Raw genomic sequence first — 13,982 nt, forward strand, 5'->3', positions numbered from 1 at the left:
CCTGCCATCGGAGGCAACTCGATGAATCACCGCATCCGTACCCAGATGTTCGGCCTGCTCGCCATGACCCTGCCGCTGGCCGCCTGTGCCCAGCAAACCGCACCCGCGCCAGCGTCCAAGGCCAGCGCCCCGATCGCTGCCAATCGCAGCACCACCCCGGCGCCGCAGCTGGTGGCGGGCTTGCCGGATTTCACCAATCTGGTCGAGCAGGTCGGCCCGGGCGTGGTCAATATCGAAACCACCATCACCCGCAAGGATGCGATGGCGCGTTCGGCGCGTGGCGGGCGCGGTGGTCAGGGCGGCATGCCCGACGACGAGCAGATGCCGGAGTTCTTCAAGCGCTTCTTCGGGCCGGATTTCCAGATGCCGGGCGGTCCGCGGCAGGGGCCGGGTGGTGGCGATGACGATGGCGGCATTGCCGGCAAGTCGATGGGCTCGGGCTTCATCATTTCCGCCGATGGGTATGTGTTGACCAATCATCACGTGGTCGACGGCGCCAGCGAAGTCACCGTCAAGCTGACCGACCGCCGCGAGTTCAAGGCCAAGGTGGTTGGCAGCGACGAGCAGTACGACGTGGCGTTGCTCAAGATCGACGCCAAGGGCCTGCCCACCGTGCGCCTGGGCGATTCCAATACGCTCAAGCCGGGCCAGTGGGTGGTGGCGATCGGCTCGCCGTTCGGCCTGGACCACTCGGTCACTGCCGGCATCGTCAGTGCCACCGGCCGCAGCAATCCGTATGCGGATCAGCGCTACGTGCCCTTCATCCAGACCGACGTGGCGATCAACCAGGGCAACTCCGGCGGCCCGCTGCTCAACACCCGCGGCGAAGTGGTCGGCATCAACTCGCAGATCTTCTCCGCGTCGGGCGGCTACATGGGGATCAGCTTTGCGATCCCGATCGACCTGGCCTTCAGTGCCGCCGAGCAGATCAAGGCCACCGGCCGGGTCAGTCGCGGCATGCTGGGCGTGGCGGTGGGTCCGATCGATTCGTTGAAGGCGCAGGGCCTGGGCCTGCCGGATAGCCGTGGCGCGCTGGTCAACGATATCCCGGCCGGTAGCCCGGCTGGCAAGGCCGGTGTCGAAGTGGGTGATGTGATCCGCGCGGTCAACGGCAAGCCGATCGAGGTGGCCAGCGATCTGCCGCCAATGATTGGCTTGATGGCACCGGGCACCAAGGTCAACCTGGATGTACTGCGCGACGGCAAGCCGCGCCAGATCAGCGTGACCCTGGCGCCGTTGCAGGACGGCAGCGAGAGCGCTGCACCGCGCACCGCCGCCGAGGATGCCAAGCCGGAGGCTCCGGCCAGCGTGGCTTTGCTCGGCCTGCAGGTGGCCGACCTGACGGCCGCCGAACGCAGTCGCCTGGGCGTGGAAGCAGGCGAGGGCGTGCGGATTGCCGCAGTCACCGGCGCTGCTGCGCGCAGCACCCAGCCACCGCTGTCGCCAGGCCTGATCATCGCCCGCGTCGGCCGCACCAAGGTCGGCAGCGTCGCCGAGCTCAACCGGGCCCTGTCCAGCTACAAGAAGGGCGATGTGGTCATGCTGCTGGTCACCGACGGCAAGGCGACCAGCTACGTGGCCCTGAAGGCCGGCGGCTAACGCGGGGAATGGAGAATCGGGAATCGGGAATGGGCAAGAGCGGGTCCGCGAGCGATGGCCCGCCTAGCTTTTCCGATTCCCCACTCCCGATTCCCAATTCCCGGCCCCAAGGGGGCCCGGCATGCGATAATGCCGCGTTACCCTGACGACGGCACCGCCGGCGCCCACCTCAATGTCCTCTGATTCAATGCGGAACATCCGCAATTTCTCCATCATTGCCCATGTCGACCACGGTAAATCCACCCTGGCCGACCGGATCATCCAGCTGTGTGGCGGCTTGCAGGCGCGCGAGATGGAGGCCCAGGTGCTGGACTCCAACCCGATCGAGCGCGAACGCGGCATCACCATCAAGGCGCAGTCGGTGTCCCTGCCGTACACGGCCAAGGACGGGCAGACCTACCACCTGAACTTCATCGACACCCCCGGGCATGTGGACTTCTCCTATGAAGTCAGCCGCTCGCTGGCCGCCTGCGAGGGCGCGTTGCTGGTGGTGGATGCGGCGCAGGGCGTGGAAGCGCAGTCGGTGGCCAACTGCTACACGGCAGTGGAGCAGGGCCTGGAAGTGGTGCCGGTGCTCAACAAGATCGACCTGCCCACCGCCGATGTCGACCGCGCCAAGGCCGAGATCGAAGCGGTGATCGGCATCGATGCCGAAGACGCGGTGGCGGTGAGCGCCAAGACCGGTCTGAACATCGATCTGGTGCTGGAGGCGATCGTGCATCGCATCCCACCACCGACCCCGCGCGATACCGACAAGCTGCAGGCGCTGATCATCGATTCCTGGTTCGACAACTACCTGGGCGTGGTCTCGCTGGTGCGTGTGATGCAGGGCGAGATCAAGCCAGGCAGCAAGATCCTGGTGATGTCCACCGGCCGCACCCATCTGGTGGACAAGGTCGGCGTGTTCACGCCCAAACGCAAGGAACTGGCCGCACTGGGCGCCGGCGAAGTGGGTTGGATCAATGCCTCGATCAAGGACGTGCACGGTGCGCCGGTCGGCGACACCCTGACCCTGGCCGGCGATCCTGCTCCGCATGCCTTGCCCGGCTTCCAGGAAATGCAGCCGCGCGTGTTCGCCGGCCTGTTTCCGGTCGATGCCGAGGACTATCCGGACCTGCGCGAAGCGCTCGACAAGCTGCGTCTGAACGACGCCGCGCTGCGCTTCGAGCCGGAAAGTTCCGAGGCGATGGGCTTTGGCTTCCGCTGCGGCTTTTTGGGCATGCTGCACATGGAAATCGTGCAGGAGCGCCTGGAACGCGAATACAACCTGGACCTGATCAGCACCGCGCCAACCGTGGTGTACGAAGTGCTCAAGACCGATGGCTCGGTCATCAACATGGACAACCCGGCCAAGTTGCCGCAGTTGAACCTGGTCGATGAGATCCGCGAGCCGATCATTCGCGCCAACGTCCTCACTCCCGAGGAGTACATCGGCAACATCATCAAGCTGTGCGAGGAAAAGCGCGGCACCCAGATCGGCATCAATTACCTGGGCAGCCAGGTGCAGATCAGCTACGAGCTGCCGATGGCCGAGGTGGTGCTGGATTTCTTCGACAAGCTCAAGTCGGTCAGCCGTGGCTATGCCTCGCTGGATTACCACTTCGTGCGGTTCGATGCCGGCCCGTTCGTGCGCGTGGACGTGCTGATCAACGGCGACAAGGTCGATGCGCTGTCGCTGATCGTGCACCGCAGCCACGCCGACCGGCGCGGCCGCGAACTGTGCGAAAAGATGAAGGACCTGATCCCGCGGCAGATGTTCGATGTGGCGATCCAGGCGGCGATCGGCTCGCAGATCATCTCGCGCTCCACGGTCAAGGCGATGCGCAAGAACGTGTTGGCCAAGTGCTATGGTGGCGACGTTTCGCGCAAGAAAAAGCTGCTGGAAAAGCAGAAGGAAGGCAAGAAGCGCATGAAGCAGGTCGGCCGCGTGGAGATTCCGCAGGAAGCCTTCCTGGCTGTCTTGCAGATGGATAAGTAGCTGGGAATGGTGAATCGGGAATCGGGAATCGTAAGAGCGCGAGTGCTCCTGCTGTTCCGATTCCCCATTCTCGATTCTCGATTCCCTTTCCGAAAGGAACATCAATGAAATGGTTTGAAATCGTCCTGGTTGTGCTGACCCTGGGCAGCGGCTTCATCTGGTTGCTGGACAAGCTGTTCCTGGCCAAGCGCCGGGCCGCACGCGCCGGGTTGCTGGACAGCGAGCCGGCGATCATCGACTACTCGCGCGCCTTCTTCCCGGTGCTGGCGGTGGTGCTGATCCTGCGCAGCTTCGTGGCCGAGCCGTACAAGATTCCGTCCAGCTCGATGATGCCCAACCTGCTGATCGGCGACTTCATCCTGGTCAACAAGTTCGCCTACGGTTTCCGCCTGCCGATCACCAATACCAAGTTCATCCCCACCGGCGAGCCCAAGCGCGGCGACGTGGTGGTGTTCAAGCCGCCGCATGCGCCGGACCAGAACTGGATCAAGCGGGTGGTGGGCCTGCCGGGCGACAAGATCGGCTTCCATGGCGATACGCTGTACATCAACGACAAGCCCATGCGTTACACGGTCAAGGGCGAGTACATCGGCAAGGGCAAGGGCGCCGAGATGACCGGCACCACGCTGCTGGTGGAAGACCTGCCTGGCCGCACCCACACCGTGCTGGAGTGGGTGGACCGCAACATGCCGGCAGGCCAGGGTGACTGGACGGTGCCGGCAGACAGCTATTTCGTGATGGGGGACAATCGCGACAACAGCGAGGACAGCCGGTTCTGGACCCAGACGCACTTTCTGCCGGAAGCCAATCTGCGCGGCAAGGCGTTCTTGATCTGGCTCAATTGCGAAGGGTGGTTCTGCAAGGGGAGTTTCGATCCATCGCGGATCGGGACTGGAATCCAGTAAATGCACGCACGGCGTGCCAGGGGAAGCACAATGAAGCGCAAGCAAAGCGGTATGACGTTGACGTCGTTCGTGGTGGTGCTGGCGGTGGTGGGGTTCGGCCTGTACATCGGGATGAAGCTGTTTCCGATGTACCAGGAGTATTACTCCGTGCGCACGGCGATGAAGGGTCTGGCCAATGAGCCGGGCAGTGCCAACATGGACCCGTCCAAGTTGCAGGACCTGTTCTTTCGTCGCCTGTACATCAACTACTCGGAAAACGTCAAAAAAGAAGACGTGAAGTTCGAGCGGGTGGATGGCGGTTGGCGGATGAAGGTCAACTACGAAGTGCGTCGCGAACTGATCGGTAATCTGGATATCGTGGGCAAGTTCGACACCTCCGAGGACATGAAAGGGCGCAGTGTCGAATAGGACCTTCCAGCGCGGTGATCCGATCGGGCATGCGTTCGCCGATCCGGATCTGCTCGCCCAGGCGCTGCGCCATCGCAGCGCCGGGACGCCGCACAACGAGCGGCTGGAATTCCTCGGCGACGGCATCGTCAACCTGCTGATCGCCGAGGCGCTGTATCAGCGCTGGCCCAAGGCCGACGAAGGCGCATTGACCCGTGCGCGCGCCGAGCTGGTGCGCGAAGGCGCGCTGGCGGTGATCGGGCGTACGCTCAACCTGGGCGAGCGGCTGACGCTGGGGCCGGGCGAACTGAAATCCGGAGGACATCGGCGCGATTCGATCCTGGCCGATGCGGTCGAGGCGATCGTCGCGGCCATCTATCTGGACTGCGGTTTCGAGCGCTGCCGCGCGGTGGTGCTGCCGTGGTTCGAGCCCTCGCTGGCGGCATTGCCGGTCGGCAAGGCGGAAAAAGATCCCAAGACCCGGCTGCAGGAATGGCTGCAGGCGCGGCAGCTGCCATTGCCCACTTACGCGCTGATCAGCGAAAGCGGCGACGAGCACGCCAAGCAGTTCCATGTCGCCTGCATCCTGGAGCAGCCCGTCGCCCGCGCCGAAGGCCAGGGCACGTCGCGCCGTCTTGCCGAGCAGCAGGCGGCGGCTACCGTCATCGCACAACTGGATGTCAACACGTGAGCGAAACCACTCCCCACCGTAGCGGCAGCGTTGCCGTGATCGGCCGGCCGAATGTCGGCAAATCCACCCTGACCAACGCCTTGGTGGGCGCCAAGGTCAGCATCGTGTCCAACCGGCCGCAGACCACCCGGCATCGCTTGCTGGGCATCGCCACCTTCCCCGAAGGACAGCTGATGCTGGTCGACACGCCCGGGCTGCACCGCGAGCAGAAGCGCGCGATGAACCGGGTGATGAACCGTGCCGCACGCGGCTCGCTCGAAGGCGTGGATGCCGCCGTGCTGGTGATCGAGGCCGGCCGCTGGGACGAAGAAGACACCCTTGCCTTCCGCGTGCTCAGCGATGCCAACGTGCCGGTGGTGCTGGTCGTCAACAAGGTGGACCGGCTCAAGGACAAGACCGCATTGTTCCCGTTCCTGGCCCAGGTCAGCGAAGGGCGCACCTTCGCGGCGGTGCATCCGGTCTCCGCGCTCAAGCGCAAGGGCCTGGAAGCCCTGGTGAGCGATCTGCTCAAGCTGGTGCCCGAAGCCGAGGCGATGTTCGGCGAGGACGAAATCACCGACCGCAGCCAGCGTTTCCTGGCCGGCGAGCTGGTGCGCGAGCAGCTGATGCGTCAGCTCGGCGAAGAATTGCCGTATGCCACCACCGTGGAGATCGAACGTTTCGCCGAGGACGGCGCGCTGCTGCGCATCGGCGCGGTGATCTGGGTCGAGCGCGAAGGCCAGAAGGCGATCGTGATCGGCAAGGGCGGTACCCGCCTGAAGGAAATCGGCGGCAAGGCGCGTCTGCAGATGGAGCGGCTGTTCGGTGCAAAGGTGTTCCTGGAAACCTGGGTGCGCGTGCGCGAGGGCTGGTCGGACGATGAGGCCGCGTTGAAGGCGTTCGGATACGAATGAAGCCGGGACCGGGGACCCGGGACCCGGGACCCGGGAAGAGCGCCGAACCGGTCATCCGGGGCGGATGGAAAATCGCGATGTGGGGCGTCTGCGGTCCTGCCAGCCTGGCGCGCGGATCTGACGGCGGCTTGCATTTTCAGCGGCGTTGCAAGCGATTGCTTGTGCTGGCTTTTCCCGGGTCCCGGGTCCCGGGTCCCCGGTCCCGGCTTTCCCTCCCATGCTGATCGAGCACGAACGCGGCTTCGTCCTGCATGTGCGGGCCTGGCGCGAGACCAGCGTGCTGGTGGAAGTGCTGACCGAGCAGCACGGGCGGGTCGGGTTGCTGGCGCGTGGCGTGCAGGGCCCGCGCAAGCAGGCGCTGCGTGCGGCGCTGCAGCCGTTGCAACTGATCCAGTTCACGGCCGTGCAACGTGGCGAACTTGCACAGCTGCGTCAGGCCGAAGCGCTGGACACTGCCCCGCGACTGGTCGGCGAACGCATGCTGGCCGGTTTCTATATCAGCGAGCTGTTGCTGCGCCTGGCCCCTCGTAATGATTCGGTGCCGGAACTCTACGCGTGCTATGCGCAGGCGCGTGCGCATCTGGCGTCGGAGGTGTCGCTGGCGTGGGGGCTGCGCCGGTTCGAGCGCGATGTGCTGGAGGGGCTGGGGTTTGCCTTCGATCTGCAGCACGACAGCGACGGACAACCGATCGACCCGGCGGCGCGCTATCGGCTCGACCCGCAGGAGGGCGCCATGCGGATATTGAGCGAACGTCTGGCGCAGGATCGGCGCGAAACCGTGACGGGTGCGGCGCTGTTGGCCCTGGGGGAGGACCGCATGCCGGCCACCGAGGACATGCCCGGCCTGCGTCGCAGCCTGCGCAGCGTGCTGCTGCATCATCTGAACGGGCGCGGCCTGAAATCCTGGGAAATGCTGGAGGATCTGGCGCGGCGGCGCTGAGCGGCACGCCCCGGCCAAAGCGCAGTGTGATGTGTCACTCAACCTATCGCGTCTGGATTCTATCGACAGCCAGCCCATCACCCATGGGCGGCGCCGACGACGCTACCTCCGGCTCAGTGCAATAACGCGGCCACCGCCGCATGGAACTGGGTCTGCGCAGTGCGTGACTGCGGATCGCCACGTAACAGGCGTACCGCTCCAGCAAGCCGCGCGGCGCCGACGAATCCGCAGCTGGCCTGCAGCCGGTGCAGGTGACTGCGCAGGGCCTGCTCGTCGCTGATGTTCAGCGCCGATGTCACTGCGTCGCGGGTGCCCGGCAATTCCGCCAGGAACAACTCGCGCAGCGCGTTGAGGTGATGCTGCTGACCATTGAGCGCGCTCAGTGCCGCGGCCTCGTCCCAGTCGCTGGCGGCGATGTCCACCACCCCGACCGGTGCCACGCTGTAGCGGCCGCGCGCCAGACCACGGCGCACTGCCTGTAGCAGGCGTTCGGTGGTCAGCGGCTTGACCAGCATTTCCAGGAAGCCATCGGACTGCAGGCCTTGCTGCATCGCCATGGTGCCGTCGGCGGTGTGCGCCAGCGCGGGGACGTCCGGGTGCAGCAGGCGTAACGCACGCAGCAGGCCGCTGCCGGTGCCATCGGGCAGATTGACGTCGATCAGCCAAAGATCGTGGCGACGTTCGCGCGCGCGGTCCAGCGCCGAGGACAACGAATCGGCCCAATCCACCTGGGCCGGGAGGCCTTCCAGTGCAGCCTGCAGGAAGCCACGGCTGATCGGGTCGTCCTCCACCAATAGTAAGCGTGGATGGGGTTCCTGACGTGTCGCCATATTCATGCTGCCTCCTTGTCAGCGGTGCCGCGGCCTGAGCTGCCGCGCGCAGGTGAAGTTTGCCTGTGTTTGGGTGGCGCGACAATTGCCGTGCCGCGTGGAGCGGCCTCCGTCGATCGCATCTGCGACAATACGCACCCTTTTTGCCCGCAGCCTGTCGCCACGTGGCCAGAACCCGCAATCGCCTCGACCGTACTCCTTTCCAGACCGCCATCACCGACCTCAGCCACGACGGCCGTGGCGTGGCCCGTCGCGATGGCGAGGGCGGCAAGGTCACCTTCATCAGCGGCGCCCTGCCGGGTGAGCTGGTACGTGCCGAGCCCACCGCGCGCAGCCGCCATTTCGACGAAGCCAGGACGGTCGAGGTCCTGGAAGCCTCGCCGCAGCGGGTGGCCCCGCGGTGCCCGCACTTCGGCGTCTGCGCCGGTTGTGTGCTGCAGCACCTGGAAGAATCGCAGCAGATCGTGGCCAAGCAGCGGGTGCTCACCGACAACCTCGAACGGATCGGGCATGCCACTCCGCAGACCGTATTGCCTGCCCTGGTCGGCGACAGCTGGGGGTACCGGCGCAAGGGGCGGTTTTCGGTCCGGCGGGTGGAGAAGAAGGACAAGACCCTGGTCGGCTTCCGCGAGCTGGACCCGCGTTTCGTGGCCGACCTGTCGGTGTGCTACACGGTGATTCCGCAGATCGGCGAGAGGATTCCGTTGCTGGCGGCGCTGATCGAAGGCATGGACGGCAAGCGCGACATCCCGCAGATCGAGTTCATCGCCGGCGACGCGGCAGTGGCGCTGACCATCCGCCATATGCAGCCGCTCAGCGAGCGCGATCAGCAGGCCTGGGTGGAGTTTGCACAGGCGCACGGCTTTGCGATCTTCCTGCAGCCCGGCGGCGTGGACAGCGTGCATCCGCTGTGGCCACGCGAGGTGCCGTTGTCGTTCCGCCTGCCGCAATGGGATGTCGAGCTGGCGTTCCGGCCGCTGGACTTCATCCAGGTCAATGCCTCGCTCAACCAGAAGATGATTGCGCATGCGCTGGCGCTGCTGGATGCCACGGCCGAAGACCGGGTGCTGGACCTGTTCTGCGGCCTGGGTAACTTCACCCTGCCGCTGGCGCGGACGGTGCGCGAAGTGGTGGGCGTGGAAGGCGATGCCGGGCTGGTGGCGCGCGCCAGGGAAAATGCGCAGCGCAATGGCCTGGCCAACGCGCAGTTCTACGCCGCCGATCTCACCCAGGACCAACGCAATGCGCCATGGATGAAGCAGGGCTTCGACAAGCTGCTGCTCGATCCGCCGCGCTCCGGCGCACTGGAAGTGCTGCAACAGCTGCCATTGAAGCGCTTCCAGCGCATCGTCTACGTCAGCTGCCACCCCGGCTCACTGGCACGCGACGCCGGCTATCTGGTCAACGAACAAGGCTTCACCCTGGTGTCGGCAGGGGCGATGGACATGTTCCCGCATACCGCGCATGTGGAGAGTATTGCGGTGTTTGAGAAGCGGTGAATCGGAAGTAGGGAATAGGGAATCGTAACGGCGAACGGCTTATGCTTTTGCCATTCCCGACTCTCGATTCCCTATTCCCATGCCCCTAGAAATCGAACGCAAGTTTCTCGTCACCGGCGATGGGTGGCGTGCTGCCGCGCATGCGGTGATCCCGATGGCGCAGGGCTACATCAATGACCAGGCGGCGTTGCGTAGCGGGGCGCAGCATGCGTCGGTGCGTGTGCGTGTGCAGGGCGAGGGCGCGTTCTTGAATCTGAAGTCGCGTGAGGTGGGGCATACCCGGCAGGAGTTCGAGTACCCGATCCCCGTCGCCGATGCGCGCGCGCTGTTGGACCTGTGCGTGGGCGGGCTGATCGACAAGCGCCGGCACCTGGTCGAGTACCAGGGACATGTGTGGGAAGTGGACGAATTTCTCGGCGACAACGCCGGGCTGGTGGTGGCCGAGATCGAGCTCGCCAGTGCCGACGAAGCCTTTGCCAAGCCCGAGTGGATCGGCGCCGAAGTGACCGACGACACGCGTTACTACAATCTGGCGCTGGCATCGCATCCGTTCACGCAGTGGCGGGAGTCGGGATTGGGGATTGGGGATTCGTAAAGAGCAAGGGTGATGCGTCGGCCCTGGGCGATGCGTTGCGAATCTCCAATCCCCAATCCGCGTGTTGGGGCTTATGCTCTGCCAATCCCCAATCCCCAATCCCCAATCCCCAATCCCCAATCCCCGCCTTATGCGCATCGATATCTGGTCCGACGTGGTCTGCCCCTGGTGCTGGATCGGCAAGCGCCGGTTTGAGCAGGCGATTGCCGCGCTTGGCGACAAGGCGCCGGCGCTGGACATCCATTACCACGCGTTCGAGCTGGACCCGGAGGCCGGCGCGGCGCCGGTGCCGTTGCGCGATGCCCTGGCACGCAAGTTCGGCGGCACCGCACGCGTGGATCAGATGCTTGCGCAGACCCAGGCCACTGCGCGCGCCGAAGGCCTGCCATTGGACTTCGGGCGCGGCCAGGTGCAGGTCAGTACCCTGCGTGCGCATCGGCTGCTGTGGTTGGCCACCCACGAAGGCGATGTCGGTGCGGTGATGGAAGCGCTGTTCCATGCGCATTTTGCCGAAGGCCGCAACGTTGCGGCGACCGAGACCCTGGTACGTGCCGGTGAGGCCGGCGGTCTGGCGGCTGCGCGGGTGCAGGCGATGCTGGACTCCGATGAGGGCACGGTGGAAGTGCAGGCGCAGTTGGCACAGGCCAGCGCGCTGGGCATCCGCGCGGTGCCCAGTTTCGTGATCGACGGGCGCAGCCTGATCCAGGGGGCGCAGCCGCCGGAGAGTTTTGCCCAGGCGCTGTTGCAGCTGGCCGCTGAATCGGTGCCGGTCGGTGGCGCCGACGCGTGCGGGCCGGATGGCTGCGCGGTCTGACCTGCCGATGGCAGCACGTCTGTGCAAGACGTTGATCCGATGATGCCGCCACGCCGTCCAACGCGCGTGGCGGTCATTGGTGCCGGTCTGGCGGGGCTGGCCTGCGCCGATGCACTGCAGAAAACAGGCGTTGACGTCACGGTGTACGAAAGCGCCGATGCGGTTGGCGGACGCCTGCATACCCGCACCGGACCGGGCTGGCAGTGCGACGACGGCGCGCAATACTTCACCGCGCGCGATCCAGGCTTCGCGGCCCTGGTCGAGCGATGGATGGCCGACGGGGTGGCCGCGCGCTGGCCGGCACGGGTCGCCAGTTGGGATGGCGCCACAAGGCGCCACTCGCAAAGCGCATTGACGCGGTTTGTGGGAACTCCCGGGATGGCCGCACCCGCACGCGCGCTTGCCGCCAGCCTGGATGTGCACACGCGGGCCAGCGTCCATGCGCTCGAGCGCAGCAGTGAGGGATGGGTGGTCAACCTCGGCGCTGCGACCGCAGCCGCAACGCAGGTGGTCGATGCAGTGCTGCTGGCAGTGCCGGCTCCCGATGCAGCCACATTGCTGGCCGATCGCGCACCCGCACTGCTGCACGTTGCCCGCAACGCGCGGATGTTGCCGGCCTGGGCCGTCGTGCTGCGGTTTGCTGCGCCCATCGATCCGGGCTACGACGCCTTGTTCGTCAACGCCGGCCCGCTGCGCTGGGTGGCACGCGATTCCAGCAAACCCGCGCGCGCAGGGGCCGAGACCTGGCTGCTGCATGCCACGGCAACGTGGAGCCAGGCGCATGGCGATGCCACGCCCGCGCAGGCAATCGCCAGCTTGTTGCCCGAACTGGCGGCGCTGGGCCTGCCGCCACCGCTGGCCTGCGACGCGTATCGCTGGGTGGCGGCCAGTACCGATCCGCCATTGCAGACCGGCTCTGTCTGGGACGCCAGCCTCGGGCTCGGCCTGTGTGGCGACTGGCTGGCGGGTGGCAAGGTCGAAGGCGCCTGGCTCAGCGGAACTGCCCTGGCACGCGAGGTGGCCGGCATCGCGGCAACAGGCCCCAAGCCGCAGTGATGCGATGGCGTGCCGTCGCGTCGGTATCGATGCAGCACTGCCTGCACTGCACGCGCGTGGCAGCATCGCCCGGCATGCGTTCGACAACGTTGCACACACTGCTGCGCGCTACGCAATCCGCAGTGCGCGCCACGGCTGCACTGGGCCGACGTCGATGACGCCGCCCGAACCCCATCCGACTGATCGCACGGCGCAGACGCCTGCCCATACGTTGCGCCTGATCCTGGGCGATCAGCTCAATCCGCAGCACGGCTGGTTCGCCACGCATGACCCTGGCGTGGTCTATGTGCTGATGGAGGTGCGCACCGAAACCGACTACGTGCTGCACCATGCGCAGAAGATCCTGGCGATCTTCGCCGCGATGCGTGCGTTTGCCGCTGCGCTGCGACAGGCCGGCCACCGCGTGCGGTACGTGGCAATCGACGCCGCCAGCAACCGGCAGTCGATTCCGGCCAACCTCGGCGCGCTGATGGCGCATTACCGCGCGCAGCAACTGGAGTATCAGGCACCGGACGAATGGCGGCTGGATCAGGCCTTGCAGCAGTGGAGTGCCGCGCAGGCGTTCGTCACCCGCATGGTCGATAGCGAGCATTTCCTGACCACGCGTGACGAGGTGGCTGCGTGCTTCGGCGCGGGCAGCCAATGGCGCATGGAAGTGTTCTATCGGCAGATGCGCAGGCGCCATCGCATCCTGCTCGATGCCGCCGGACAACCGGAAGGTGGGCGCTGGAACTTCGATCACGACAATCGCGCGCCGTGGCCAGGCGATCCGCCTGCGCCGCAAGACTGGCGCAGCGCACACGATCACAGCCAGTTATGGCGCAGCATCGAAGCGGCAGGCATCCGCAGTTTCGGCACGCCCAGTGCCGACGCGCTGCCGTGGCCACTGGATCGCGCCGAAGCGTTGCAGCACCTGGAGGCCTTCATCGAACGCGCCTTGCCGGATTTCGGCCGCTACGAAGATGCGATGAACACGCGTAGCCCGCGGCTGTTCCATTCGCTGCTGTCGTTTGCGCTCAACGTCAAGATGCTGCACCCGGCCGAAGTCATTGCGCGCGCCGAAGCCGCCTGGCGCCAGGGGCAGGCGCCGCTGGCCTCGGTGGAAGGCTTCATCCGGCAAGTTCTGGGCTGGCGCGAATACGTGCGCGGCGTGTACTGGTCGCAGATGCCTGGGTACGCGCAGACCAATCGCCTGGACCATCACCTGCCGTTGCCGCACTGGTTCTGGGATGGGCAGATCGGCATGCGCTGCCTGGCCGATGCGGTGGGCAATTCGCTGGCCAATGCGCATGCGCACCATATCCAGCGGCTGATGGTGATCGGCAATTTCGCACTGCTGGCGGGGCTGGACCCGCAGGCGCTGCATCGCTGGTATCTGGGAGTCTATATCGACGCCTTCGAGTGGGTAGAGCTGCCCAACACGGTGGGCATGAGCCAGTTCGCCGATGGCGGCCTGCTCGGCAGCAAGCCCTATATCAGCGGCGCCGCCTATATCGACCGCATGAGCGATTACTGCGGCGGCTGCCGCTACCAGCGCAAGATGCGGGTCGGTGCACGGGCCTGCCCGTACAACGCGTTGTATTGGGATTTTCTGCAGCGGCAACGTCCGTTGCTGGAGAGTAACGCGCGCCTGGCGATGCCGTACCGGCAGCTCGACGGCATGGCGCCGGAGGTGCTGGAAGGCATCCAGGCCCAGGCCGCGCACTGGCGGGCCAACCTGGAGCAGCTCTGAACTGGCCAGGGTCCAGCGCTCCCGCCGCGTTCGATCTCGGCGCACAGGCAGTGGGCCCAGCTC

The 13,982-nt window shown here is 65.9% G+C and carries 13 protein-coding genes; 12 read left to right on the plus strand and 1 reads right to left on the minus strand.

Going from position 1 to position 13,982, the window contains the following annotated elements; genetic code table 11:
- The first annotated feature begins 21 nt into the window (after positions 1-21).
- From HG421_RS05020 to recO, 7 genes are all read left to right on the plus strand, one after another.
- Positions 22-1,599 carry a DegQ family serine endoprotease gene (locus tag HG421_RS05020; RefSeq protein WP_169705480.1) on the plus strand — a complete coding sequence of 526 codons (1,578 nt, stop codon included), beginning with the start codon at positions 22-24 and terminating at the stop codon, positions 1,597-1,599.
- Positions 1,600-1,786: 187 nt separating this feature from the next.
- Entirely contained in the window at positions 1,787-3,577 is a 1,791-nt protein-coding gene (lepA, locus tag HG421_RS05025) for a translation elongation factor 4 (RefSeq protein ID WP_169708092.1), read from the plus strand.
- Between the two features lie 104 nt (positions 3,578-3,681).
- Entirely contained in the window at positions 3,682-4,482 is an 801-nt protein-coding gene (gene lepB / locus HG421_RS05030; protein ID WP_039564413.1) for a signal peptidase I, read from the plus strand.
- Positions 4,483-4,890, plus strand: coding sequence for a DUF4845 domain-containing protein (locus HG421_RS05035; RefSeq protein WP_082861896.1), 408 nt, complete (start codon positions 4,483-4,485; stop codon positions 4,888-4,890). It begins immediately after the preceding gene.
- Positions 4,880-5,560 (plus strand): ribonuclease III, encoded by a 681-nt coding sequence (gene rnc, locus HG421_RS05040; protein ID WP_169705481.1) that lies wholly within the window; start codon positions 4,880-4,882, stop codon positions 5,558-5,560. The genes HG421_RS05035 and rnc overlap by 11 nt, the downstream gene beginning before the upstream one ends.
- Positions 5,557-6,453 carry a GTPase Era gene (gene era, locus HG421_RS05045; protein WP_064509116.1) on the plus strand — a complete coding sequence of 299 codons (897 nt, stop codon included), beginning with the start codon at positions 5,557-5,559 and terminating at the stop codon, positions 6,451-6,453. Before rnc ends, era begins: the two co-directional genes overlap by 4 nt.
- A gap of 217 nt (positions 6,454-6,670) precedes the next feature.
- On the plus strand, positions 6,671-7,393 hold the full coding sequence (gene recO, locus HG421_RS05050; RefSeq protein WP_169705482.1) for a DNA repair protein RecO: 723 nt from the start codon (positions 6,671-6,673) through the stop codon (positions 7,391-7,393).
- A gap of 113 nt (positions 7,394-7,506) precedes the next feature.
- Here recO and HG421_RS05055 read toward each other — a convergent pair whose 3' ends face one another.
- On the minus strand, positions 7,507-8,229 hold the full coding sequence (locus tag HG421_RS05055) for a response regulator (protein WP_169705483.1): 723 nt from the start codon (positions 8,227-8,229) through the stop codon (positions 7,507-7,509).
- 158 nt (positions 8,230-8,387) lie between these two features.
- On the opposite strand from HG421_RS05055, the gene rlmD reads away from it, so the two are divergent.
- From rlmD to HG421_RS05080, 5 genes are all read left to right on the plus strand, one after another.
- Complete coding sequence (gene rlmD, locus HG421_RS05060) at positions 8,388-9,722, plus strand: 23S rRNA (uracil(1939)-C(5))-methyltransferase RlmD (protein WP_169705484.1); 1,335 nt, start codon at positions 8,388-8,390, stop codon at positions 9,720-9,722.
- A gap of 79 nt (positions 9,723-9,801) precedes the next feature.
- Positions 9,802-10,317, plus strand: a complete 516-nt coding sequence (locus HG421_RS05065) for a CYTH domain-containing protein (protein WP_169705485.1) — start codon at positions 9,802-9,804, stop codon at positions 10,315-10,317.
- A 130-nt stretch (positions 10,318-10,447) separates the two neighbouring features.
- The gene (locus HG421_RS05070) at positions 10,448-11,131 is read left to right on the plus strand and encodes a DsbA family oxidoreductase (RefSeq protein ID WP_169705486.1); all 684 of its coding nucleotides are present in this window, start codon (positions 10,448-10,450) and stop codon (positions 11,129-11,131) included.
- 39 nt (positions 11,132-11,170) lie between these two features.
- Complete coding sequence (locus HG421_RS05075) at positions 11,171-12,187, plus strand: NAD(P)/FAD-dependent oxidoreductase (RefSeq protein ID WP_169705487.1); 1,017 nt, start codon at positions 11,171-11,173, stop codon at positions 12,185-12,187.
- 154 nt (positions 12,188-12,341) lie between these two features.
- Complete coding sequence (locus tag HG421_RS05080; RefSeq protein ID WP_169708093.1) at positions 12,342-13,919, plus strand: cryptochrome/photolyase family protein; 1,578 nt, start codon at positions 12,342-12,344, stop codon at positions 13,917-13,919.
- Positions 13,920-13,982: the final 63 nt, after the last annotated feature.

Source organism: Xanthomonas campestris pv. badrii (assembly GCF_012848175.1).
GTDB lineage: Bacteria > Pseudomonadota > Gammaproteobacteria > Xanthomonadales > Xanthomonadaceae > Xanthomonas > Xanthomonas campestris_C.

What these genes read in the sequence shown, in the direction of transcription:
- HG421_RS05020 (WP_169705480.1), top strand. Translation starts at nt 22, where the DNA reads ATGAATCACCGCATCCGTACCCAGATGTTCGGCCTGCTCGCCATGACC.
- lepA (WP_169708092.1), top strand. Translation starts at nt 1,787, where the DNA reads ATGCGGAACATCCGCAATTTCTCCATCATTGCCCATGTCGACCACGGT.
- lepB (WP_039564413.1), top strand. Translation starts at nt 3,682, where the DNA reads ATGAAATGGTTTGAAATCGTCCTGGTTGTGCTGACCCTGGGCAGCGGC.
- HG421_RS05035 (WP_082861896.1), top strand. Translation starts at nt 4,483, where the DNA reads ATGCACGCACGGCGTGCCAGGGGAAGCACAATGAAGCGCAAGCAAAGC.
- recO (WP_169705482.1), top strand. Translation starts at nt 6,671, where the DNA reads ATGCTGATCGAGCACGAACGCGGCTTCGTCCTGCATGTGCGGGCCTGG.
- HG421_RS05055 (WP_169705483.1), bottom strand. Translation starts at nt 8,229, where the DNA reads ATGAATATGGCGACACGTCAGGAACCCCATCCACGCTTACTATTGGTG.
- HG421_RS05065 (WP_169705485.1), top strand. Translation starts at nt 9,802, where the DNA reads ATGCCCCTAGAAATCGAACGCAAGTTTCTCGTCACCGGCGATGGGTGG.
- HG421_RS05070 (WP_169705486.1), top strand. Translation starts at nt 10,448, where the DNA reads ATGCGCATCGATATCTGGTCCGACGTGGTCTGCCCCTGGTGCTGGATC.
- HG421_RS05075 (WP_169705487.1), top strand. Translation starts at nt 11,171, where the DNA reads ATGATGCCGCCACGCCGTCCAACGCGCGTGGCGGTCATTGGTGCCGGT.
- HG421_RS05080 (WP_169708093.1), top strand. Translation starts at nt 12,342, where the DNA reads ATGACGCCGCCCGAACCCCATCCGACTGATCGCACGGCGCAGACGCCT.